General features: G+C 41.6%; 23 protein-coding genes. 3 read left to right on the top strand and 20 right to left on the bottom strand.

Going from position 1 to position 23,421, the window contains the following annotated elements:
- Positions 1-72 precede the first annotated feature (72 nt).
- Together MHH50_RS22290 and MHH50_RS22295 are read left to right on the top strand one after the other, a co-directional pair.
- A complete protein-coding gene (locus tag MHH50_RS22290) occupies positions 73-972 on the top strand; it encodes a LysR family transcriptional regulator (protein ID WP_076194987.1) in 900 nt (299 codons plus the stop codon).
- A gap of 78 nt (positions 973-1,050) precedes the next feature.
- Positions 1,051-1,992 carry an NAD(P)H-binding protein gene (locus MHH50_RS22295; RefSeq protein ID WP_076217959.1) on the top strand — a complete coding sequence of 314 codons (942 nt, stop codon included), beginning with the start codon at positions 1,051-1,053 and terminating at the stop codon, positions 1,990-1,992.
- A 445-nt stretch (positions 1,993-2,437) separates the two neighbouring features.
- On the opposite strand, the gene MHH50_RS22300 is transcribed toward MHH50_RS22295, so the two are convergent.
- From MHH50_RS22300 to MHH50_RS22320, 5 genes are all read right to left on the bottom strand, one after another.
- Positions 2,438-3,577, bottom strand: a complete 1,140-nt coding sequence (locus tag MHH50_RS22300) for a 5-methyltetrahydropteroyltriglutamate--homocysteine S-methyltransferase (protein ID WP_076104344.1) — start codon at positions 3,575-3,577, stop codon at positions 2,438-2,440.
- A 172-nt stretch (positions 3,578-3,749) separates the two neighbouring features.
- A complete protein-coding gene (locus tag MHH50_RS22305; RefSeq protein WP_340033399.1) occupies positions 3,750-4,514 on the bottom strand; it encodes a GNAT family N-acetyltransferase in 765 nt (254 codons plus the stop codon).
- Positions 4,515-4,758: 244 nt separating this feature from the next.
- Positions 4,759-4,950 carry a hypothetical protein gene (locus MHH50_RS22310; protein ID WP_076104342.1) on the bottom strand — a complete coding sequence of 64 codons (192 nt, stop codon included), beginning with the start codon at positions 4,948-4,950 and terminating at the stop codon, positions 4,759-4,761.
- A gap of 77 nt (positions 4,951-5,027) precedes the next feature.
- Complete coding sequence (locus MHH50_RS22315; protein WP_076281353.1) at positions 5,028-5,378, bottom strand: MmcQ/YjbR family DNA-binding protein; 351 nt, start codon at positions 5,376-5,378, stop codon at positions 5,028-5,030.
- A 23-nt stretch (positions 5,379-5,401) separates the two neighbouring features.
- Positions 5,402-6,025, bottom strand: a complete 624-nt coding sequence (locus tag MHH50_RS22320; RefSeq protein ID WP_340033400.1) for a hypothetical protein — start codon at positions 6,023-6,025, stop codon at positions 5,402-5,404.
- Between the two features lie 97 nt (positions 6,026-6,122).
- Between MHH50_RS22320 and MHH50_RS22325 the strand changes: the two genes are divergently transcribed.
- On the top strand, positions 6,123-6,320 hold the full coding sequence (locus tag MHH50_RS22325) for a hypothetical protein (protein WP_076130220.1): 198 nt from the start codon (positions 6,123-6,125) through the stop codon (positions 6,318-6,320).
- Between the two features lie 139 nt (positions 6,321-6,459).
- Here MHH50_RS22325 and MHH50_RS22330 read toward each other — a convergent pair whose 3' ends face one another.
- The 15 genes from MHH50_RS22330 to MHH50_RS22400 all read right to left on the bottom strand — a co-directional run bounded on the left by MHH50_RS22330 (position 6,460) and on the right by MHH50_RS22400 (position 21,907).
- The gene (locus tag MHH50_RS22330) at positions 6,460-7,035 is read right to left on the bottom strand and encodes a dihydrofolate reductase family protein (RefSeq protein ID WP_340033401.1); all 576 of its coding nucleotides are present in this window, start codon (positions 7,033-7,035) and stop codon (positions 6,460-6,462) included.
- A gap of 199 nt (positions 7,036-7,234) precedes the next feature.
- A complete protein-coding gene (locus MHH50_RS22335) occupies positions 7,235-8,707 on the bottom strand; it encodes an amidase family protein (protein WP_340033402.1) in 1,473 nt (490 codons plus the stop codon).
- Between the two features lie 37 nt (positions 8,708-8,744).
- On the bottom strand, positions 8,745-9,203 hold the full coding sequence (locus MHH50_RS22340) for a GNAT family N-acetyltransferase (protein ID WP_340033403.1): 459 nt from the start codon (positions 9,201-9,203) through the stop codon (positions 8,745-8,747).
- Between the two features lie 154 nt (positions 9,204-9,357).
- Positions 9,358-10,467, bottom strand: a complete 1,110-nt coding sequence (locus MHH50_RS22345) for a hypothetical protein (RefSeq protein ID WP_340033404.1) — start codon at positions 10,465-10,467, stop codon at positions 9,358-9,360.
- Between the two features lie 114 nt (positions 10,468-10,581).
- Positions 10,582-11,646 carry a serine hydrolase domain-containing protein gene (locus tag MHH50_RS22350; protein WP_340033405.1) on the bottom strand — a complete coding sequence of 355 codons (1,065 nt, stop codon included), beginning with the start codon at positions 11,644-11,646 and terminating at the stop codon, positions 10,582-10,584.
- A 202-nt stretch (positions 11,647-11,848) separates the two neighbouring features.
- Entirely contained in the window at positions 11,849-13,033 is a 1,185-nt protein-coding gene (locus MHH50_RS22355) for a glycosyltransferase (RefSeq protein ID WP_340033406.1), read from the bottom strand.
- Positions 13,034-13,257: 224 nt separating this feature from the next.
- Entirely contained in the window at positions 13,258-13,881 is a 624-nt protein-coding gene (locus MHH50_RS22360; protein ID WP_076281346.1) for an HXXEE domain-containing protein, read from the bottom strand.
- A gap of 23 nt (positions 13,882-13,904) precedes the next feature.
- Positions 13,905-14,486, bottom strand: coding sequence for a TetR/AcrR family transcriptional regulator (locus MHH50_RS22365; RefSeq protein ID WP_076184227.1), 582 nt, complete (start codon positions 14,484-14,486; stop codon positions 13,905-13,907).
- Between the two features lie 188 nt (positions 14,487-14,674).
- The gene (locus MHH50_RS22370; RefSeq protein ID WP_339188022.1) at positions 14,675-15,109 is read right to left on the bottom strand and encodes a DUF6678 family protein; all 435 of its coding nucleotides are present in this window, start codon (positions 15,107-15,109) and stop codon (positions 14,675-14,677) included.
- A gap of 95 nt (positions 15,110-15,204) precedes the next feature.
- Positions 15,205-15,648, bottom strand: a complete 444-nt coding sequence (locus tag MHH50_RS22375; protein ID WP_076279211.1) for a GNAT family N-acetyltransferase — start codon at positions 15,646-15,648, stop codon at positions 15,205-15,207.
- A gap of 178 nt (positions 15,649-15,826) precedes the next feature.
- Positions 15,827-16,681, bottom strand: coding sequence for a hypothetical protein (locus MHH50_RS22380; protein WP_340033407.1), 855 nt, complete (start codon positions 16,679-16,681; stop codon positions 15,827-15,829).
- Positions 16,682-17,277: 596 nt separating this feature from the next.
- Positions 17,278-18,417, bottom strand: a complete 1,140-nt coding sequence (locus MHH50_RS22385; protein ID WP_076308969.1) for a DUF4367 domain-containing protein — start codon at positions 18,415-18,417, stop codon at positions 17,278-17,280.
- Complete coding sequence (locus tag MHH50_RS22390) at positions 18,399-18,947, bottom strand: RNA polymerase sigma factor (RefSeq protein ID WP_076279283.1); 549 nt, start codon at positions 18,945-18,947, stop codon at positions 18,399-18,401. The genes MHH50_RS22385 and MHH50_RS22390 overlap by 19 nt, the downstream gene beginning before the upstream one ends.
- A gap of 948 nt (positions 18,948-19,895) precedes the next feature.
- Entirely contained in the window at positions 19,896-21,065 is a 1,170-nt protein-coding gene (locus MHH50_RS22395) for an MFS transporter (protein ID WP_340033408.1), read from the bottom strand.
- 23 nt (positions 21,066-21,088) lie between these two features.
- Complete coding sequence (locus MHH50_RS22400) at positions 21,089-21,907, bottom strand: helix-turn-helix domain-containing protein (protein ID WP_340033409.1); 819 nt, start codon at positions 21,905-21,907, stop codon at positions 21,089-21,091.
- Positions 21,908-23,421: the final 1,514 nt, after the last annotated feature.

The following is a 23,421-nucleotide window of genomic DNA, read 5'->3' on the forward strand; positions in this document are numbered from 1 at the left end:
GTCTCTAAACGAGGCTCTCTTTTTTACTTTCTGGGTTATAATAAAAGCAAACAGCGTCAGGCGGAGGATACTATGAACATAAGAAGGATTAAATATTTTATCGATCTCGTGGAATGCAGAAATTTTACGGAAACAGCTAAAAAGAACTATGTATCGCAGACCACCATTAGTCAACAAATCGCCGCGCTTGAAGAGGAATTCAACATTCAATTAATTGACAGAAAGCAGATCCCTATTGAGCCAACCAAAGCCGGATGGCTTTTCTATGGCGAAGCTCTCATCCTCTGGAAGCAATATAATCATATGAAGCTGAGCATGGAAAACTTTCAAAAGTATAATACGCAATCCCTGAGTATCGAATATGCGGCGATGACGGATATCCAAAGTTTGTTGAAATTGATTCCCTCGTTTCAGGATCATCATCCGAATATTAAGCTGGAACTGAATAAAGTATTGCTAAAAGATATTGCAGAATACTTGCTAAAAGGGATTTACGACGTGGCTATTGCCTTTGATTCCGAGTTTCAGGGAAAAGAGGACATTGTAACCTATCCCTTATATAAGGGACGTTATTGTGCGGCTGTGAGTCATCACCATCCTCTCTTTCATCATGAATCGATCGCCAAAGAGGAGTTATATGAACATCCCCTAGTCATGCTGAATCCAACAGCTATTGGAAACTCTTATCATCTAATGATCCAGCATGCAATTGAAGACGGCTATCAGCCGAACATTCTTCGAACCGCAGACGATGTGGAGACAGAATTGTTTTATATCATCACAGAGAATTTGATTGGCTTTTTCCCGGATAACTATCAGCTCGCTTATCTTCAAGATGAAGTCCGGCTAATTCCTTTAGATGATTCACACCATACCTTTGCAATCGAAGCAGGTTATCTCAAAAATAATACAAACCCGGCCTTGCCCTCCTTCCTGCAACAAATCCAAATTGGATTTAGCAATCGACCATAAGTTTTATGTGTTAGACTATGTTCTTTTTTTCACATACTATAAGGGTATAAATCATATCCACAAGGAGTGACAACGATCATGGGTAAATTATTGTTGACTGGTGTCGATGGAAATCTAGGGAAGCAAGCGGCGGAATACTTGTTGGAGCTGGTAGATAAAGACCAAATCATTTTTTGCGCTTACGATCCGGCATGTTTGAAAGAATATGCGGAACAAGGGATTGAAACACATGTGACCAACTTTAATAACAAGGAAGGCCTTGCCGAAGCTTTTGCTCATGCCGATAAACTCGCTCTAATCTCCATGCCTTTTGTTGGAGAGAAACGTCAAAATGCACAAAAAAATGTGGTCGATGCTGCCAAAGAAGCTGGAGTCAAACAGATCATTTATACTTCTTTGGTCAACGCAGCCGATGAAAGCAATCCAAGCGTAGAAAAAATTGACCATGTGTATACCGAACGTTATATTCAAAGCGTTGGGCTAGATTATATCTTCCTTCGGAATTCCCAATACGCGGAAGCCATGATAACCAATTACTTTACGTATGTGAAGGGTGACGGGGTATTAACAAACAATCAAGGTGACGGTAAAATGGCTTATATCTCGCGGAAGGATTGCGCAAAAGCCGTTGCGTATGCCCTAGCCTCCAATAACTATCAGGAAGCGATTCTAAATATCAACGGGCTTGAATTGATGACAATTACCGACTTCATTAAGATTGGTAATGAAGTAACGGGCAATCATATCACCTACAAAGAAAATACGGATGAAGAAAATTATGCCGTATTCGAAGCAATGGGCGTGCCTAGAACCACCGATGGTGCATTTAAAGAAGGCTCCGAAGCACCCTTTTCTTCAGAAGGTATGGTTACTTTCGGACAAGCTATTCGTGAAGGAAAAATGGATGTTTATACGGACGACTTCAAACAACTTACTGGTCAAGACCCTCTGACCGTGAAATATATGTTTGAACATGCCGATGAATTCCAGGTTGGCGAAAGACACTCTAAAGACAATTAAAAGCTGTCACTCTTACTTCTTAGGCTAAATCACCCCCGTTTATTAAACGGGGGTGATTTCTTTTATACTGAGCGTGGCACAAAAACTCCGTAAAGCTCAATCATATGCTCGCCCTGGAGATAATCAGGGAAAACCTCCCTAATATTCTGAGGATTCTGGTCACCAGACTAATAATCAGGGAATTCTTCCCTGAAATTTAAGTGATTTGGCTGTAAATCTTGATATTGCTCTGTTTTTAGGGAGTTATTCCTTAATTTCATTCATTTAGAGCAATTATCGGCTTTTATTAGGGAGGTTTTCCCTAATCCTCCGTCACGGTATAGATAGAACTAGCCAAGTATATCGGTAAAATCGCTGTAGAACAAAATACACCTTTAACTGTACGGATAAACATCCGAATGGCTAAAGGTGCATTATCTTTATCTCTGTCTATTTTTAATTAAAGTTAGTTCCAGATCTCTTCAGCAATTTCTTTAATATAAGCAAGCTTACGCCATTGCTGCTCTTCAGTCAGGTGGTTGCCTTCTTCCGTGGAAGCAAAGCCACATTGCGGGCTAAGGCAAATCCGGTTTAGATCAACGTATTGCTTCGCTTCCTCAATACGCTTCAGAATATCCTCCTTGCTTTCAAGCTCACCAAATTTGGATGAGAACAGACCTAACACAACCTGCTGATTGTCTTTCAAAAAGCGCAATGGTTTGAAATCGCCTGCACGTTCGGTATCAAACTCCAGATAATAACCCGAGTAGTTATTGATATTAAGAAGCGTTTGCGCGATAGGCTCGTAGCCTCCACCTACTCCAGCATAAGTCGAAACATAATTGCCCCGGCATACATGGGTCGTTACAACAAGATCTTCCGGCAGACCGGTTACAACTTCCTCATTCAATTTTGCAAGTTCGCTTGCATATTCAGCTACGTTCACGCCAATCTGATTCATAAACGCTATAAACTGTTCGTCGCAAAGCGCTCCCCACGTACAATCGTCGATTTGAATACTGCGGCAGCCCGCTGCATAGAAGGCAAGAATCGATGCTTTGTATGCTTTGGCAATATCCGAGATAAGCTCTTCACGATTCGGGTATAATTCATTTGTGCTTTCTTTGTTTTCCGCCCGATCTAGCTCGAACAGGAATTGTGCAGCCGCAGGAATCGATTGACGCGCAACAACGTCCTCACCAGCAGCATCTTTTAAAAATTCATAATGCGAAACAAAAGGATGGCTGCTGTAGCTTATTTTCCCGGTCAGTCGGGCTGTTTCTGGTCTGGACTCTGCACCGTTAAATTGGTAACCTTGATCAATAATTGTCCGTTCTACACCGTCAAGTCCCCAGAAGAAGTCGAGGTGCCACCAAGAGCGGCGGAATTCACCATCAGTTACCGCTTGAAGCCCCACCTCTTTTTGTTTCTGCACGAGCTTAACGATTTCGTCGTTCTCTACTTCCTTCAACTGCTCGGCAGTAATTTCACCATTCTTGAATTTTAATCTAGCCTCTTTCAACGCTTGGGGGCGCAGGAAGCTGCCCACGATATCATATCGAAATGGAGTAACGGTTCGTTTTTGGGGTTTGGTCTGAATGCTCATATATTAATCTCCTCGTAAACAAATTATTAGAATTAATATAGCATAACCGACTGACTATACCGATCTACCAATGCGCTATGACAGGTTATAAGTATTAACTATAGCTAGATTCAGTGTGATAATTAGAAGGGCATGATAAAAAAAGAAGAGGCGCATGAGTAGCGCCGCTTCCTTAACAAATCATATCGACGGAAATTACATAGTAATTAAACTCCGCAGTCACCTCGAACCCAACCGACTGATAGAGGGATAATGCATTTCTATTTTGAGTGACCACGCTAAGACGAATCTGGGAATTCTTCTGATCTCGCAAGATTTTAACTACCTCTGAAAGAATTTCACGACCGTATCCTCTGCCTTGACACGAAGGAAGCACACAAAAATCATGTATAACCGCAGTATTTGTATCTAAATCATTGACTCTGATCATCCCAACCGGAATCATGTTGTCCACAGCAATGTAAGTAATCCGTGCCGGTTCTCTGGTACGAGTTAAATAATTCCTAGTCCAGGACTCTGAATCACCAAAGGCTTGTGATGAACATTTAACCATGAACTCTAAATCCTGATCTTCTTCCAATCGCACAACTAAACCGGAGTGGCTTGATCCAGCGATTTGTGCCCGATTAAAAACCATGAGGAATTCAGACGGTGCAGCACTTGCCCCTAAATGCCGGATATAATCCATCCCTGATTCAGAATTAGAAGGTATCCTAAAACGGCAAGTTTGTATGCCTTGCATTTGCATATCTGCTGCGGCACTTTTCAGTAAGTCGTGGAATACCCCTTGGCGACGAAAGTCCGGGTGAACCATTCCGTTAATATTAGCTTCGATGCCATCCGAAGTATACCAACTGAGAAATCCAACTAATTGGTTATCGATCTGGCACAAGAATGCCTCATCTCCGTCTATCTCCTTAAGGCTTTCTACACCCACCCTCAAACTTGACCTGTCGGACGTCTTGCAAAGGTGTTCTAATATTCGGATTTGGTCAATGTAATGCTTTGAAAAGTCTTTCATTGTACTAATGTTATATTCTTGCATCTAGTACCCTCATTCAGAAGGAAATACGCAGTTTATGGACGAGTAGGCGTTATCCTTCTAAATTCTGTCCACCTAATGATAGTTACCAATGGAACCGCCTCCTAAAAGTCAATATCTTCATTCTAAACCAGGGTAATCATAAAACAAACCTTATAACTAAAAAAATGACGGCAATTATAGCCACAACGATCAACAGATTGGTTACCTCGCTCCAAAATCCAGGAACGCCTTCAGTATGATATTTTTGCGCATTTACATCATGGTTTGCTTTATGACCTGCAGGGTCCGACAAATTGGGATTAGGTCCTGAATTAAAAAAGTCAGACATAAAAACAACTCCTTTCCATGATTATAAACCATATTATACCAGTCCATTACCATTTAAACGACAAATTAATGCCATATTCAGTAGATCGTTTGTCGGAGGCTCTTGGGAAGATTTTGGACAACCCTATCGTAAGAATGATCAATCATTAAATAGATATCCGACTCTGGTAAGGAGCCATCCAAAACAATCGTATTCCAGTGTTTTTTGTTCATGTGGTATCCTGGCCGAACGCTCTCATGCTGCTCTCGCAAGTTCCCTGCAATCACCGGATCACATTTTAGATTTATGTAAGCAGAATTCCCCTTATTCTCAAAAATAAGCGCGAACATTTTACCGGCAATCTTAATCACCAATGGATCGAATCCGAAAGGATAGTCCTTTGTTGCTCCGTTCTTTTTTAAACAGTATTCAATAATATTATAGGTCAAAATCAGTCCCTCGCCTTCTCAGCCTAACCAATTTGGGAATAAAAATAAGATAAGTGTTCCTTTGATAAGGCTTTATCGATTAGTTCTTTATCATAGCCATTTTTTTGTAATGCAGCGATAATCGCTTGTGTCCTATCTGATCTTTTTCGTCTTAAATTAGATTCCAACTGTATTTCTAACGGAACCGTAGGAATAGTATACGGTCCGATCTCCACGTTTTTGAAATGGCTCCAAATGAATTGTCCACCTTCCCATATCCCCCCACCATCCATAGAATCAGGAATTCCAGCTGAATTGGAAATATGAACAACCTCCACCTTAAATCCATCGATTATCCAACTCCCTTTTGTCCAAGAAAATCCCGAAGAAAAGGTTTGAGTGAATGTAGGTTCTTCTAAAGAAGATAACCAGTTATCCCCATGAGGAAATTCACATTTATCCAAAAGGGAAAATTCTTTAAGAAGTTCTGCAAATTGGTCAGGCCCTTCCTTATTCCTTGTATAAATATCAACGTCTCCTGGGGTCATTTCACAGCCCTGAAGAACCGAACCGACCGAGCCAACCAAGATCCATTCTAAATTCGAATTCATTTTGGATGAAAAATAAAGTTCACATACCTTTGACAAAGCTTTTTTCCAGCTAAACATAACTTCACCCCAAATTAACTAGTAAGTTCAAGTGCACGAAACCTGAATAACCTCAAATACGTTAAAGTATTATACAAATCCACAGGAGGTTTTTAAAATGAGATACAGTGCTGCAGGCGCACCAATAATCTGTCCTTGCTGTCAAAACGATACTTTTGATCTGGATTATAAACTGCTTAACACAAGCGGCGCATCATTTTTAGGCTTTGACTGGGCGAACAAAAACGCTGCCATCCTTATTTGTAAGCGATGCACCCATATTTCATGGTTTATGAAAGAACCAACATCTGATTAGTGTTTGGTAAAAATAAAGTATTAGACTGGATCCATTAAAAGAAGCAGCGGCGGACCAAGACTTGATAAATAAAGTCTTAGACTGCCGCTGTTGTCGTTCCAATAACGTTCCCCGTGAGCAATCACCTTAAGTGGCAAGGTTATCTTACCGTCTGGTAAACGAGACCTATGGCTCCAGAATCAAAGGTCTTGTTCTCGATTAGCTTAAGATTTCTCTTCTCCTTGAGACCTTGGAATAATGGCAATCCCTTACTGATCAGGACGGGAGAAACCGTAATTTTATACTCATCAATTAAATCAAGCTGCATAAGGTGGTGTGCGAATCTAGGACTGCCGAGGATGACCATATCCTTGCCGGGCTGCTGTTTGAGGATATTGATCTCTTTCTCGACAGCTTCTTTCACGAGTCTGGAATTATTCCATTCGACTTTCTCCAGCGTCGTGGAAAAAACGATTTTGGCTGTCTTTTCGATCCACTCGGCGTGATTCCGTTCATGCTGCGAAGCTGATGGGTTCGAAGGGACAGATGGCCAGTAACTGTGCATCATCTGATAAGTCCCACGTCCCCAAATGACAGTGTCGGCAGTACTCAGAATTTCTTTCGCATGGTTCTCCAAATCAGCATCGTAGGAAACCCAGCCAATGTCCATTTCACCATTCGGCCCTTCTACAAAACCGTCAAGCGATGCGTGAAGAAATAGAACGAGTTTTCTCATTTTCAGTTCTCCTTTGTTCATGAGGGATATCTACATTAGACATTAACTACATTTTAGCAGAATTCAACTTGAGTTGTTTCTTATGGATTGCTAATCTCAAACGCTTTTTTCTTCACTTTGGTATTTTTATCCACATTAACATTTTAGCAAACATACGTTCGTTTGTAAATGCACCTTTTTCTAATTTTCAATTCATCTTTCATTTCTTTAGAGCCGGCATTTTCCTGTGTTTCGTTTGTTGTTCGAATGCAAATGCAATCCGAATGAGTGTCGGTTCACTAAATGCCGTTCCTGCAAATGTGATCCCAAAGGCTCTTCTATTCTCTTGAAAGCCTGCGGGCACTGCTATAGTTGGATAACCTGCTCTAGCACTTAAAACAGCTCCGACATAAGCAGGAAACAGGATTGCATCCAATCCATACTTTTCTAAAGCATGATCGATCCCCATATTTTGCGAATAATATAAGTCAGAGATAGACTCTACTATATATTCCGAATGATTCAACGGTTTATCTAGCTGTGATCGATAGTTCAGCATATCTTGTCCATATTTCAAAGCCTTTTCCGAATTCCGCTCGTTCCATTCCATCAATTCATTTAGGTTATGGACAGGAAGTTGAGCCGGAAGGTTATATAAGTAATTTTCAACGGAATGCTTAAATTCAAGATTCATTTTGTTATATTTCCACTCTCTATGGAACGATGGAATATCTATATCTTCTATTATGTTGGCTCCAGAACCTTTTAATTTAGCCACAGCATCATTAAATAAATGTTCATCATATTCACCCATGTCACAATAATTCTTAGGTAGAGCATTTCTAAAAACGCCTATGGTCGCTTTATTTAATCCGTCTTTATCCAAAAATGCTGTGTAGTCCATAGTAGAATATTCATTTTTCCAAGTAGCAGGATCACTTTCATCTTTTCCCGTAAGCGCATTTAATAAGATCGCAACATCTGTCACATTCCTTGCCATAGGTCCAGCTGTATCCTGAGAATATGACCATGGAATTATGCCTGATCTACTTATTAGACCTACAGTTGGCTTTAAACCAACTATTGCGTTTTGCACAGCTGGACTTAAAATAGAGCCAGACGTCTCTGTCCCCACGGCTACTGTTGAAAAGTTGGCTGCAACGGAAGCGGCAGAACCCGTACTGGAACCTCCCGGAAAATGATCACCGTATGGATTTTTGGTTTGTCCTCCTATTGAGCTATACCCAGCCCACATGGATGATGACATCCCATTTGCCCATTCCGTCATATTTGTTTTTGCAAGTATAATGGCCCCAGCATCCCTTAGTTTTTGGACAAGAAAAGCATCGTTCGAGCTAACATGGTTTTCCAAAGCTAATGCGCCCGCAGTTGTATGCATTTTATCATTCGTTTCAATATTTCCTTTCAATAATACAGGCACACCATGTAGAAGACTTCGTGCTCCGCTTAATTTCCTTTCCTGATCTAATGCCTCGGCAATATAAATCGCATCTGGATTCATTTCCATAATAGAGTTTATCATGGGACCACTCTGGTCAAACGTTGCTATCCGATACATGTAATACATAACAAGTTCCCTAGAACTAACATCCCCTCTATCCATTGCATCCTGCAGTTCGAGTATCGTTATTTCTTCACTCTTTATTTTTGTTAATTCGAAGATATGTTCCATGATAACTCCTGCTTTCCATTTGGGTCATTTGGGTCATTTATGTAATAGTGTCATGTTCATATATTTTGGTGGGCCGTCCCCACTCGAAGTTATCCAGACCTATTTCCTTAAATCCATATTTCTCATAATAAAGAATATGATCCGTCGCCAAGTAGACTTTTGCATAACCTAGTTGCCCAGCTATTTTTCTGGCATGCTCCAACAAAACGGCTCCTAGTGCTTTGCCCCTCTCACTTTCGTCAATAAACAATGGCGCAATCCAAGGTGATAAATCTTTTCGAGTTATAAATTCCTGCTCAATTAATTGATAAAACCCGATGATTACATCATGTTTCAACAGCAAAAATGTAAAAGGGAACTCCTCATCTTTTGAGATTAAACTTTCTTGTATATAGGGGAGCACAGCTTGTTGTACTTTTGGCCACCGTTTTTTGACATACTCAATAAGCTCATTTTGACGAAGAGGACATTCTTGTAAGGATTTAATATCTAGCATCTAACCATCCCTTCTTGTAAAAAGAAATTCCTATACCCATGCCTGCTCTCACAATAGTCATCCACCAGCTCTCAAAATGCAGAGCAGCAAGCCCCGAGTGGGGCTTGCTGTAGGTTGTAAATACTAAAGAAGTTTATAACGCTGGTTCACTTCATTACTTGGAAACCGGTGTATAGATCAGGCAACGCAGAGTCTTCTCCGGATAGCGCAGCTCTACCGTGTAGGAGCTACCGTCTTTCAGTTTGACCAAGACCGCTACTACTCCGCTTTTGTCATATGCACTGTCTTTAATGATAGAGGAGCTGGTTATCGCACGGGTCTCGCCCTGCTTGTCCACCACAATGGATTTAGCGGCTTGAAGCCAGCTGGAATCCTGGCTAATCTGTTTATTCATAGCTGCTGTAATCGGCGTTCTCTTATAGGACAGGTCCACTATCGTGGTATCAAGTACGGTCCCGCTCTTTGCATCCACGAACGTATTATACATGAAATAAGACTTATCCTGAGCCCGCAGTGTCTCTGCACGGTAAGGTAGAAAATTAACGAACCATTGCCCTTTCGAATCAGGAAAAGGTTTATAATATGAGGTCTGAGCCTGCAACTTTGAGAGATCGACACCGAATAGACGGCTTACGCTCTCTTCTGCTCTGCGTAGGGCTTCATCCTGACTGATGTCCTTCTTATCTGGCTGTGCCACGACAAGATTGAGGCTTACCACATAATTAAAGCGATAATTCCAGTCGATCAATTGCAGCATTTCTTCATCAGTCAGTTCGCGCTTAGGAATTACATAGGTAAATTTGCTTTGATCCAGATAAAATTCGGAACTCCCTGATTTCAAAGGTAGCTTCTGCTTGGGCCGTAAGCCATCGTACTTGTATTGATCATCCAATAACATCCGCCGCTTATTCTCCTGGTCCGTAAATTGCCGCGTAAGCTGTTCATCCTTGCCAGTGAGCCTGGCCTTCTCTGCATACTCATTAATCTGCTTAATTTCTTCAGCAGTGACTGTGCGCTCAAAATACGACTTGATCGTCGAGACCGGTGTTTTGGTTGCAACCTTAAGTACCGGGATCTGGCTGCTCGCCAGTTGAACAGCTGGCTTCTGGTTGAGTTCTTGCGTGTAGGAAACGTTCGCTTGAGACACATTCTGGTTCACTGTAGTATAAGCGACGATTTTGGGCACTGCCAAAGCAGTGAGGGCTAGCAGACCACCGGAAATCGCGATTACCCCGAGGGCTGATTTCACATTTTTACTCTTCATTTCTCATAACCTCCATAGTGTAAGTGGGCTTGACTTACATGTACTTTAAGATACGAATGTTATAAAGTACGAAGCCCCTTGTTATGAAGTTGTAAAATCATTTACAGACTCGTTTTAAATATTGGAGCCAAGCAACAGATCAAGAATTGGGAAGCATACGCTGCCCATGTTGACATAGTCACAATTACTCATAACAGAAATAGCGATTTTTTTATCGGGAAGCAGGAACAAATTACTCAAGAATCCAGTATCCCAGCCGGAATGTGAGAGAATACGAGAACCCTTATATTCTCCTAGAAACCAGCCTAACCCTATCTGTGCATTTTCCGGATCATAGCCCGTTTGTGCATGAGGTTTCCACATTTCATTATAGCTACCTAGCTGGAGGACTTCATTGCCGTTCCCGGCTGTTCCACCGTTTAGATGCATCAGCAGATATTGGCACATATCTTCGGCATGGGTATATAAAGTGGAGCTAGGTGCATGAGCCCTGTTATATGGAAAAACACTACTAACGCAGCCACCACATTCATGGGTAGCTCCAAGCACATGAGGTGCAGCAATATAAGCTTCAACCTCCTGTTTAAGAAAAGAACTGGACTGCATTCCTGTCGGTTTCAGAATATTTTTTTCCATATACTGCTCGAAGCTCATATCGCTGACTTTTGCTATCATATCTCCCAAGATCTCATATCCTATATTACTATAGGCAAATTTCTCTCCCGGTTGGCTTAACAGCTTGTGGTGACCTATCCCTTTTACATATCGTTCAAGACTTTGCTCGTCGTATTGAGGGCGGTCCCACGCGTAATCTTCCTCATCAGGCATACCGGAGGTATGATTCATAAGCTGTCTTATTGTTATATTTTGATACCGCTCATCCTCTAACTTAAAATATGACAGATATTTAGTGATGGGAGAATCCAATTCTACCTTACCACGCTCAACTAATTGCATAATGGCGGTTGCTACGAAGGTTTTGGAGACAGAGGCTTGGTGAAACAAAGTGCCACGAACTACAGGATCACCCGTCGATAAATTTGCCGTCCCATATTCACCAGTAAACAGAACTTGGTTGTCCTTTACGATTCCGGTCGCTAATCCCGGAAACTTTTCATTTTCCACAAGCTTGATTAGCATTTCATGCAAAATATCCTCTATCTTCTGATTCGTGTACATTTTGACCTCCCCAATGACAATAAAGCACCATTTCCAATAAATTCACCCATACAAATAATAACATCTTATCGATCCTTTATCTGGTAATAAATAATTATAATCAAATAAACAGGTGCTTACTTGAAAAGGCAGCAATTCATTCCCCGAGCTTCCGAGCCAGCCTCCAATTAGAGGACCCACAACGCGTGGTCTTTCTACCTTGCTAATAATATCCATGAATCGTCTTCGCCTGCCCTTCAACAACCATAGATTTTACGGCTGAAACAGACGGCTGCCGCAGCTTGATAACCTCTAAAGCCTCAGTAACGATAGCATCCGCGGCTGATTTCCGGGAAAAGTTCTTCATATCCTGCACCTTTTCATCCCTGTACCCCAGATGCTCCAATCTCTGAAGCTGCTCTACTAACTGCTCCTCGTTTCGGGCAATCTCTATTAAATTGTGCTCAGACAACCATTCTGCATTACCTGCCTCCTGACCGGGGAGCGGACGATAGACAATTACAGGAAGTGCTAGAGCCATCGCCTCAGTCAAGGTAATCCCCCCTGCTTTGGTCAACAGACAGGAGGATATGCACATTAGCTCCTGCATTTCTTCTGTATAACCCCGTATGTGAACCCGAGGATTCTCTTGAAAAAGCTCTTCCGTAGCCTTCTGGAGCTTATGATTATTCCCGCACAATACCATTACATCAAAGTTTGATTGCTGCAGCGCCCTTATTATTAAATGGTTAATATCACTCAACACACCGTAAGCCCCTGCCGCAAGTAATAGATAATGCCGATTTCCATCTAGTCCGTGCTTACGTAAAAGGGCTTCACGTTCCTGAGTCTGTTCAAAAGCTTCACGAATCGGAATCCCGCTAACCACAAGCTTTTCTTCAGCAATACCTAATGACATCAGTTCTTCTTTCATGCTTTCCGTAGCGATAAAATACTTTGTGGTTTGTGGATGAAGCCATCTGCCATGAACCACATAATCCGTCATGACAGTGAAAAGGGGGATCCGTCTCCCCTTTGTTGATGCAAGCTCTGCAGCGGCCAAATAAGGAAAGGTATGAATGATAATATCCGGTCCGATCTCGTCGATGATCCTTTGCACTTTCCGCTTGCCCATAGAATGAATCCATCTGCCCATGAACTGGTCTGGGTTCATCTTGCTCGTCAACTTGTACACTAATCCATAAAATTCTTGAGTATAACCTGTGCTGTTCAGGTAGAATCTGCGGGACAGCTCATTCAGAGTAGGGTAGACTGCAGCGAAAAGATCCAAGGTGACAATCCGGCTGATCCCTCTACGTCTAAAAGAATGATCAATCGCTTCTGCTACTTTGAGATGCCCGTCTCCAAATGCCGAAGTTACAATAAGCACTTTAGGATCTGTGTTCATGAGAAAGCTCCTTTTTCGCTTGGCCTTCTCTAACTCTAACTCTGAATCGTAAACAGATAGTGATGAGATCCTCAACAGAATATTAACTTCAACATTTTCTATAGCGCGAAGCAAACGAAGAAATCCGCAGAAAAAAACACAGTGTATCAACCTCCAGTAACGAGAGGATTAATGTACTGTGTTTAGTTAAAGGCCAACTGAACCTTCTGGTGGGTTATGAGGAGCTACTTATGAAAAGACCATAATTGTTTTTGCGAAAATTTGTGAATGGAGTTTTTGTTTTTCATCCATGTATTTCCTTTCACTATTAAAATATAAACAGCTATGGCAAAATAAATTGCGCTCCAAATCCAGTCTGAGAGGGTTATTAAATGATGCTCATATAAGTAGTTGATGTACCAGATCCCCACCGGCAAATGTACAAAAATTGCGGAGACTAATCCTGGATTATACATGCTTTTTGCTCTTATATTAATGACGACTCCATGGAAAATGATTTGGAAAAAGCCCATTAAAACAGGTGCCATCCCCAGCCATACTACTGACGGGAAGAATACAGGGAGCAAGTAGAACACATAGGCGATGACCACATTAATAATCATTGCCGACTGTTTATTTAATGGATAGTTGTCAGGGGATTCACTTTTAAAAAGGGCTATATTGAATATGCCTGGAAAGTACCCTGGCCAGCGGTATTCCTCAAATTGATGAAGAAGGATCGCCACAAAGCTTAACCATAATATGCTGTTGATCCGCGGTATTGTTTGCCAATTCATTAGAAGATACATGCATATAACAATGCCAATGAATAGTCCTATATCCTGCCAATATTTTCTTAAAAAATTCATTTAATCACCTCAATCTGAGTTTATTAATGAAAGTATCTTGCAAAGAGCAGGTCAATCTGTTCCTCTATAGGTGCAATCTTCACGGAAGCTCCTGTTTCTAGAATAGGACTCATAAGTGCCGGTAGAAAAAGCGCTCCAAAAATCTGCATCGTCATGGTCATCAGGTGCTCTGGCTGCTGCTCATCGGTTAACTCTCTTAAAGTATTTTGTATCTTAGGAAACCCCAATAGATTCAAAAATGATCCATATTCATGCTGGGAGGAGAAAACGGTCTTGCCCATCAGGATGATTCTGGAGAGCAATTCGGGATATTGAAGGATCACTTGCAAATAATCCAGTAAAAATTGCCTCAATCTATCTCGTGAGGATATAGAGAAATCGTCAAGTATGGCAAAGGTATGCTGAAAGCTGTTCAATATCAATTTGATGGACTCGCTAAACAAGTTTTCTTTGGACCCAAAGTAATAGTTAACTAGAGCGACATTCGTGCTTGAGGCTTCTGCAATTTTTTTTATAGTGATCCTTTCAAAGCCTTCTTGTTTGGTCAACTCCAGTGTGGCACGCATAATCTTCTCTTTTGTTTCCAACTTTTTGTCTGTCTCCATACGCAACCTCCAAGTATATTTTCTTTGATTTAAATGACATTTAAAATAACGTTTAAATTTAGTATAGCAATCTTTTTCCTTTTTGCAACTTTTATTTATCCGGAATCAAACCAAGTTTAAATGAAAAAGCAGCCGGTTGTTTGAGCGGCTGCTTACATGTTTTTATTAAATTAACGTTTCCTGTTAGCTTAATTGATTACCTTTGAAAAGTAGTCTGTATTTGATATATATCCATAAATGAAAAATGTATTATTTTCTTCTCTATACGGAATTCTTAATTCATGTAAAATCGAAAGAAATTCTTTACTTATGTCAATTAATTCAGGAGGAAGCAGATTCCCCTTGTGCTTCTGATACCTTGGTCTAACCCGTATCCATTCTACAGAAAAAAAAGGTGAAAGTCCTTCTATCCAATCCCCTAAATACCAGACGTCGTTTTCGAAGTTCTCTGGATAAAGTATATCGTCTAAGACATACTTAGCTTGATATGGAGGGGTAAAAGGTAGTTTATTTAGTACATCACTTTGTAAGTTTCCCCACTTAGTGTCATTCATAACTGAACATAGTTGTTTCTGTTTAATAACTTCATGTACCCTTTTTTTAAAATCCTGTTCATAACCCACAATCAAAAATCCTCCTGAATAAACAACATAAATCCCACGCTGACCTGCCTGTGTGTCATTATTGAGTTATCGTTTCCCGGTAAATTAATTCAAAATTAGTCAAGTTTAATAATCTTATCAAAGCAGTATGAATCTTTGTCATAGCCATTATGCACATAGAAAGCATGGGCGTCGGTTCGCTTAAATCCGCTACATAAAATAATACTTGATATTCCCATTTCTTTAGCATAATTCTCAGTGTGTCTTAGTAGTTCTGTACCTATCCCACTATGCTGTAATTCCTTTTTAACGGCAAGCCCTTGAATATGTAGATAACCATTCGAAGACCCTACGGATAACGCCTGAACTATAGTGACAAAACCAACCACTTCATTTTCAAATAATGCAACGAATGTTTTATAATTCCCAGCCTTATTCATGTTTTCCATAGTAACTCGAAAATTTTCAATATTAACATTGCGAACACCAAGTACATCATTCCATAAAAAAACAACTTCAGCATAATCATTTGCTACAACTTCTCGTATCTTAATTTCCATCCCCTCCTTTATAGAAATATTCAAGCAAAGGATTCGACAGTGGATGAAGCAATCCTGCCCGTTACTTCAACAAATAAAAAAGGAGCATTGCCATGGCAATGCACCTCAGCTATCGTTTCCCGTAAGCTTTATAGATTGCCTCTTTTTCAGCCTGCAATCCCTAGAATCCAATCTCTCATTAGTTTGTTGATTTATAATATTCTGATAAAATGCCCTCTAAAACTTGCTTATAATCGTTTTTATTATAAGAAGAGTTATCAACTTTTATCTTGGTAATGTTTAATCTGTTAAAAATCTCTTCTTCTAATTCCCTTCTTACTTTAAGAACCTGCAGTGTTCCATCTAACCCTTTATAATTTTGTATTTTTCCATACCCCTGGTTCGTGTAATATTCAATAAATCCCTCTGACCATTCCTGAGATCTTTCCTTTACAGCCTTTCTGAAAGAATGATCAAGATCATTCTGCTGTACGTATATCAACAATGGATTCAGCCGCTCTACAATTGTTGCCAGTTCAATAACATAACTCATAACGTCTTCCTTCTTCGCACCATGTTTAATCATGCCTATAGTTACAGGGTTTTGTATAAAACAACAATCAAAAACAAAGGTGTCTACGCCATACAAAACACGATCCGCAAACTTCGTCCATCGTTCTGTTATCAGTTTCCTATTCTGATCTAGCGGCAATTCATAAATATCATGTTTAAAAACTGCGCGATGCAATTCATCTGGAAAACTTGACCAGACTTCACTTTTTATTTTCCGATATTCTAGGAAGTAATCGTTATCTTGTTGAATCATTAGATTACTCAACAAATCTTTAAACTTTTTATGGGTATTCAATAATTCATCCCATTCAGTTTTCTTAAAGAAAGCGACTCCATCATAATCAGCAGGATGTTCCAAATTACCTTCTAAAAATAGCTGGGATGTAATGTTCACTTCCGTAAAAATTTCATGAACGAGCTGAGCAGTTGTCGTTTTACCAGATCCTGGCATTCCCTCAATCAAGACTAATTTCGATCGCATAATAAAGTTCCTCCACTCGCTAGTAGAAGGATAAACAGGTAGGAATCAATAGAGATGCGTTTCCCACGAATAAAAGCGAATACCATCAGGTATCCGCAGGATGGGTATATGATACACTTTTCCCTGCACACCCTGTAAGATTAAAGAAAAGCACACCTAATAAAATAGTGTAGTCACTATTTCAGGCATTCCTTCAAATTGTTAATCTTTACAGAGTATTCCACATGATAAGGTTTATGCTCCTTTGTTAGCATCTCTATTGTTTAGATTAACAGTAAGCATAGGTAAATACAATCAGGGACTTTCTAAACAATCCTGCCCGTTAGCTTAACGGAACTTCGATATTATTAGCTCTAATTATGCACTTTCTCTGGTTTAGCCCCTCCATGCTGCTCCTTATTCCGAGAGGCTATAATCTGCAATATCTTGCTACATTGCTACATTAATAATATGAATCGGAAGTTCATATGAGAGCAATGCAAGAATTCTTATAAAATCTCACGAATATGCAGTGCTTCGCATATGCAAAAAACGCTCGAGGGCTGTCCCGCTATCATAGATAGCGAAACAGTCCTGAGCGTAATATCTGTGTTCGTTTAATTCATCATACTGGCAGCAATACGGATGACCTCATCCCTGGTCAACTCAGATTTCTCCTGGCGAACCGACACATTATAGATGATCTGCGCTTCCGGGTCAGACCAGACTAGTCTATACTTATACCCCAGGTCAATCTTTTCGTTGCTGGAAGGTTCGAGATAAATGAGCTGCTTGCCGCCAATATCAATATTCTCCACCTTTGTCGTTTTGGTCCACATCAGGCTTTCTACCGGTGTAGCTTTTTCATCAACACGTGAGGCACTGATTCTCACCTGAATCTTCCCCTTCTTGTACACAAGTGTAGAAGAATCATAGGCAATATTCTCCGCCTTCTCCCGTTTCCAAGTCATCCGGAAGTTGTCTCCTAGGTCTATCTCGCTTTCACCTTTAAACTGCTTGTCATCTTCGACCTTTATAAAAGAAGGCTTGATAAACGCCTCGTCCAAGGTATACCCGTCCGGCATATATCCCGGTTGCTTCACTTCGGGAGCGTGGTGCTTCTCAACACTAGTCTTATAAGTGGAATAGTCCTTGACTATGATCGGCGGGCAGTATAACCCAAGATGAGATTCTTCTTTCCCGTCTTCACGTTTGATAACATAGGTGGCATACTCTCCAGGAAGCAGCAACTTCTCAATGGCATTGTAGCCCTTTGCATATTTCATCTTGTAGAGTTCATCCTCTTTGCTCAGCTGCGCTTTGGTCGGCCAGGGAATCAAGGGTTCATTCGGCTTCTCTATCATTCCACCTGATTTCGTTGCCAGAAGTGGCTTATAGGGCAGCACCTTGTACTGAATTTGGGCCCCCTGCCGGAGTTCACCGGAATACTGGGTATAACCGCCGCCCAACAAGACCATTACAAGTAGTGCCGCCACCCAGCCCTGCACCGGAATCCGCAGGATTCTCCTCCGGCTCCGCCCCGTTCCGGCTTCTGTCTTTAGCCTGCGCATAACGTTAGGAGCCCCTTCGTTTGGCGGGAGTGTCTGCAGAGGGGTCTGCTCTTCTGCAGCAGGTAAGATCCCGCCAAGCCCGAGCGCTGTCATTACCTGTTCATGAACATCAACGGGGATGAAATTGGCGGACCGGTCTCCGTGCTTCAGAAACCGCTCCTCCGAGGTTAATTCACTCTTGTCCATAGTTGTTTCTCCTTTCTCTCCAACACCTTTTTAAGCTTGCCTTTGGTCCGTTCATATCTTTTGCGTACGGTAGCCGTACTGACACCCAGAATTTCGCCGATTTCCGCAAACGATTTATCTTCATAAATACGCAGAATCAACAAATTCCGGTCTTCCACATTCAGCTTCCCCAGGGCGGTCGAGACTGGCTCGCTGAACAGGCGGTCCTCGACCATTTGTTCGGCACTGTTCACCGCAACCTCCTGCCAGAGCAGCTTGCGCAATTGAAACTGAAATTTCTGCCGCCGCAACTGATTCAGACAATGGTGGTACGCGATCTTGTAGAGCCATGATACGAAATCCGCCTGCGGCTTGTATTGCCCGATATTCTGATAGGCCTTAATCAGGACATCCTGCACCGCATCCTCCGCCTCTTCCCTGCTGTTCAGCATCCGGAAGCAGTAGAGGTATATCCGCTGCTGGTACAGCTTGATTACATCTGAGAACAGGCGGGCATCTCCGGCCTGTATTCTCCTAATCTTCTCTTCCATAGAATCCACGTTGGTCTCCTTTCTTCTATTTCTTCTGTTTCTATAGATATAACACTTGAGTAGCCTCAGGCGTGACATTTATTTCTTCCGGCTGCACAGCAAATGAGACCTACAGATGAATCCCGGTTGGTGATCCGCTTGAACATTTGCATCACCTTCTCAGCCAGGTTTCTGTTTTTCCAGTATTGGACTGCATCGGCATGGACCTTAATCAGAATTACATCCGGGTCATCATAGCCGGTCTTCAGGAGCGCCCCGCAAATAAAGGCAGGGCCAACATTGGTGGGGGTTGGCGGCAGTGACTTTCTCTCGATGGACTTTCCTAGGGATCGGTAACGTAAATGGAGTTACACTTAGCTTAGCTGGCAGCTGACAGCAGCCTGACTCCACGATGTAGAATCCGGTACTTTTACTACAAGCTAGCCGCTCTGGGCACCCTTGAACCCCTCGCGGACAAGAACACCAAAATACTTTTGGCCGACAAACTTCTCGCCATGAACTATCCAATAGTAACGATAGCACGTATCGTGATCCATTTTTCTCGTCCTAAGTATGCCAATCTGGTCGTAATAACGCAGTGTCATCTCCTATCTACAACATAATGTGAGTATACAGTTTCCCGTGCTGAGAAACGTCAATGATGCTTTTATTCATTCGAGAAATTACTCTTAGATGAACAAAAGCAGCCGATCGTGTTGATCGGCTGCCTTCTTGTTTTTATTAAGATATCGTTTCACTCTAGCTTAAAGTTCAGGTAATGAATCGACATGTGATTCGACTTCAATAATAAATTCTTCGAGGTTATCGCTTCTAATATCTGACAGTAATCAAATAAACACTCAACATCAGCTCTGTCCATTAAATTGGAATGCTGATACTCAGTCCCAGATGGCTCTGGAAAAATTCGGCGATAAAGTTCTCTTTGTCGTTCTCCAATCCATTTCTTATTTAAACCATAGTAGTTTTAGTCCTACTGCTCATTTTTTTAAATAGTAAGCTAGCAAGAAGTAAAGCTATGCATACAGCGGCAAAACCCAGCCAATTCAAATATAGGACAGAGGTACGACTGATGACTAACCCGCCTAATCCAGATCCCAGTGCAAAGCCAAATTGGATGAACGAAGTATTTACACTAAGAGCAATGTCCGGATTTCGAGGCGCCAGAGTAACCAGATATAGTTGCTGGGCCGGGGAAATACTCCACGTTGCTAACATAAAAATCATTAAAACCAAGATTAAAACCAACAGATTGACTCCGGCTAGAGCGAATAAAAGCAGTGTCGTCCCTTGTAACAGGAGCCCGAGACAAATGGTGAATTTCGATCCCTTTGCATCTGCCAGTTGTCCGCCCAGCTTTGATCCGACAAAGCTGCAAATGCCTGCCAGGAACAGAACACCGCTAATTTCGGTCATGGAAAGAGAGGACGTGGCTTGCAAGAAAGGCGTAATATAAGTAAACAGTGTAGAATAGCCGCCGACATAAAATAACGTAATAACCAAGGCCATCAGAATGGTTGGATTTTTTAAAATAGAGAGCTGCATTCTGAGGGTAACCTTTTCCTCTTCTTTGATTGCCGGAACCTTTTTATAGATGATAAGTAATGGAAGAATACTTAATAATCCGATTAAAACAAATAGCACTCTCCATCCAAACATCTCACTAAAAAATGTGCCCACAGGAACACCAAGCACTAGTGAACTGCTAAGCCCCATCAAAATGATACCGATGGCATTGCCCCTTTTTTCTTTTTCAACGAGTCGGGTCGCTATTGCCATGGCTACAACGGTAGCGACTCCTCCGCTAGCCCCTTGGATAATACGTATCCATAGTACTGTTTCATAAGCAAGATCTACAAACATAAGTCCATTGCTGGAAATAAACACACCTAGGGTGATCATTAGTAGTTTCTTGCGATCTGCATTGATCGTTAATGCAATCAAAACCGGAGCGACAATGGCTGCAGAGAGGGCAAACACAGTCACCAATAATCCAACTTCAGAAGTAGATACTCCCAAGTCCACAGCAATCATCTCAATAACTCCTGTAATAATATATTCAATGGTTCCAATCAGAAAAACAGCCAGTGCCAGAATATAAATGATCCGTTTATTTTTCAATTTCCCCCACTCCACTTCTTCTGTTATCTATTTATAATGGGAATTTGTATTTCTATGAATTGTGCATCTTGTTCTGGAGATAACGGTAAATATAACTCCCTGCCCGGTTCGTTCTCCTTGATCTGATAGTTGTTTTTCTCAATCCATTTAGCTAAATGAACACAGGCCGCACAATCAAAACTAGTATTTGAATGAAAAGCCATTGTGGCCATCATCGGTTCAGGAGGAAGAGTCCGTAGCTGAAACGGTTCTGGAAATGATCGCAGCTCACAGGTTAAAAAATACCCGACTTCAAACTCAAACTCATCCTCTTTTCCTTCGACTTCTTTCCACAAAACAACCTGAGGGCCTTGAATGAATTGACGATTTTCCGTCGTTATAAACTGATCAAATTGACGAAGCAAATCCGGAATGTCCTCTTCTTTCCCGCATGCTTTCTGATAAAGAAACAATTGAGCACCCTCTGCTTTGACTCTGATTTCTTGACCCGTTTCGAATTGCCCCTCTTTTTCTATAAGCTGCATACGTTCCTCAATCCTGACGAGTTTAGCTTGTTCCGTATCGATGATATGCTGGATTTCGCTTCTTTTCAGCTTAAACATGCCTTGAATGTTTTCTAATGAAATATTTTCCTGAAGCAGCTGTTTAATTTGAGGCAATGTAAAACCCAATTCCTTATAGATTAAAATTCGGTTGAGCTCAAGGAGCTGATCTGCGGAATAGTAACGGTAGCACGTATCCTGATCCACTTTTTTCGGCCTTAGTATGCCAATCTGGTCGTAATAACGCAGTGTTTTTAAGGATACCTTGCTTAGCCTAGAAAATGCACTAATTTTGAACAAAATATCATCTCCAATCTATAACATAAGGTGAGTATACAGTTTCCCGTGCAGGGGAAAGTCAAGGATGCTTTTATTTATTTGAGAAATTACTCTTAGATGAACAAAAGCAGCTGATCGTGTTGATCGGCTGCCTTCTTGTTTATATTAAGCTTCTTTCCAAGGTTTAATTGGTGCGTTATAAGCCAATAAACGTTTTCACCTTTGCCCATCCTTCAATTATCGCACGGAGTAGCTAGCTTGAGCTATAGGTAGCTAATTCCACGCACGGTGTAGATAGCTTAAGCTGTAGGTAGCTAATTCCGCGAACGGTGCAGCTAGGTTGAGCTATAGGTAGCTAATTCCGCGCACAGTGTAGATAGCTCGAGCTGTAGGTAGCTAATTCCACGCACGGTGTAGATAGCTTGAGCTATAGACGGCTAGTTTAAACACTGGGTAGCACGTTTAGGAGCAAATTTGGCAGGCGGCGTTCTTTTCACCAACTGTTCGGACTCAGTTGCTCTTATTTCCACAATTCAGCTCGTTTTGCCACACTATCGGACTCAGTTGCAGCTATTCGCTCAAATGTACTTCTTTTCTACGCAAATCAAGGGCAATAAGAGCTATACAGTCCGAAACCTTCGCAATATGAACCCATATGCTGAAATAGCTGCAATACGGTCCGATACGATCAAGATCGCGCAAAGGGCAGCTAGTTTCGAGACATAGGCGGCTAGTTTGAGCAACAGGTAACAAATTCTGCGCACGGTGTAGATAGCTTGAGCTGTAGTTAGCTAATTCTGCGCACGGAGTAGCTAGGTTGGGCTATAGGTAGCTAATTCCGCGCACGGAGTAGCTAGCTTGAGCTATAGGTAGCTAATTCCACGCACGGTGTAGATAGCTTGAGCTATAGACGGCTAGTTTAAACACTGGGTAGCACGTTTAGGAGCAAATTTGGCAGGCGGCGTTCTTTTCACCAACTGTTCGGACTCAGTTGCTCTTATTTCCATAATTCAGCTCGTTTTGCCACAATATTGGACTCAGTTGCAGCTATTCGCTCAAATGTACTTCTTTTCTACGCAAATCAAGGGCAATAAGAGCTATACAGTCCGAAATCTTCGTAATATGAACCCATATGCTGAAATAGCTGCAATACAGTCCGATACGATCAAGATCGCGCAAAGGGCAGCTAGTTTCGAGACATAGGCGGCTAGTTTGAGCAACAGGTAACAAATTCTGCGCACGGAGTAGCTAGGTTGGGCTATAGGTAGCTAATTCCGCGCACGGTGTAGATAGCTTGAGCTATAGACGGCTAGTTTAAACACTGGGTAGCACGTTTAGGAGCAAATTTGGCAGGCGGCGTTCTTTTCACCAACTGTTCGGACTCAGTTGCTCTTATTTCCACAATTCAGCTCGTTTTGCCAAACTATCGGACTCAGTTGCAGCTATCCCCTCAAATGTACTTCTTTTCTACGCAAATCAAGGGCAATAAGAGCTATACAGTCCGAAACCTTCGCAATATGAACCCATATGCTGGA

It is taken from the genome of Paenibacillus sp. FSL H3-0302 (assembly GCF_037982245.1).
Taxonomy (GTDB): domain Bacteria; phylum Bacillota; class Bacilli; order Paenibacillales; family Paenibacillaceae; genus Paenibacillus_AQ; species Paenibacillus_AQ odorifer.

Excerpts from the sequence above, each read along its gene's own strand:
- MHH50_RS22290 (WP_076194987.1), top strand. The coding sequence starts at position 73 with ATGAACATAAGAAGGATTAAATATTTTATCGATCTCGTGGAATGCAGA.
- MHH50_RS22295 (WP_076217959.1), top strand. The coding sequence starts at position 1,051 with ATGGGTAAATTATTGTTGACTGGTGTCGATGGAAATCTAGGGAAGCAA.
- MHH50_RS22300 (WP_076104344.1), bottom strand. The coding sequence starts at position 3,577 with ATGAGCATTCAGACCAAACCCCAAAAACGAACCGTTACTCCATTTCGA.
- MHH50_RS22310 (WP_076104342.1), bottom strand. The coding sequence starts at position 4,950 with ATGTCTGACTTTTTTAATTCAGGACCTAATCCCAATTTGTCGGACCCT.
- MHH50_RS22320 (WP_340033400.1), bottom strand. The coding sequence starts at position 6,025 with ATGTTTAGCTGGAAAAAAGCTTTGTCAAAGGTATGTGAACTTTATTTT.
- MHH50_RS22325 (WP_076130220.1), top strand. The coding sequence starts at position 6,123 with ATGAGATACAGTGCTGCAGGCGCACCAATAATCTGTCCTTGCTGTCAA.
- MHH50_RS22330 (WP_340033401.1), bottom strand. The coding sequence starts at position 7,035 with ATGAGAAAACTCGTTCTATTTCTTCACGCATCGCTTGACGGTTTTGTA.
- MHH50_RS22335 (WP_340033402.1), bottom strand. The coding sequence starts at position 8,707 with ATGGAACATATCTTCGAATTAACAAAAATAAAGAGTGAAGAAATAACG.
- MHH50_RS22340 (WP_340033403.1), bottom strand. The coding sequence starts at position 9,203 with ATGCTAGATATTAAATCCTTACAAGAATGTCCTCTTCGTCAAAATGAG.
- MHH50_RS22345 (WP_340033404.1), bottom strand. The coding sequence starts at position 10,467 with ATGAAGAGTAAAAATGTGAAATCAGCCCTCGGGGTAATCGCGATTTCC.
- MHH50_RS22350 (WP_340033405.1), bottom strand. The coding sequence starts at position 11,646 with ATGTACACGAATCAGAAGATAGAGGATATTTTGCATGAAATGCTAATC.
- MHH50_RS22355 (WP_340033406.1), bottom strand. The coding sequence starts at position 13,033 with ATGAACACAGATCCTAAAGTGCTTATTGTAACTTCGGCATTTGGAGAC.
- MHH50_RS22360 (WP_076281346.1), bottom strand. The coding sequence starts at position 13,881 with ATGAATTTTTTAAGAAAATATTGGCAGGATATAGGACTATTCATTGGC.
- MHH50_RS22365 (WP_076184227.1), bottom strand. The coding sequence starts at position 14,486 with ATGGAGACAGACAAAAAGTTGGAAACAAAAGAGAAGATTATGCGTGCC.
- MHH50_RS22375 (WP_076279211.1), bottom strand. The coding sequence starts at position 15,648 with ATGGAAATTAAGATACGAGAAGTTGTAGCAAATGATTATGCTGAAGTT.
- MHH50_RS22380 (WP_340033407.1), bottom strand. The coding sequence starts at position 16,681 with ATGCGATCGAAATTAGTCTTGATTGAGGGAATGCCAGGATCTGGTAAA.
- MHH50_RS22385 (WP_076308969.1), bottom strand. The coding sequence starts at position 18,417 with ATGGACAAGAGTGAATTAACCTCGGAGGAGCGGTTTCTGAAGCACGGA.
- MHH50_RS22390 (WP_076279283.1), bottom strand. The coding sequence starts at position 18,947 with ATGGAAGAGAAGATTAGGAGAATACAGGCCGGAGATGCCCGCCTGTTC.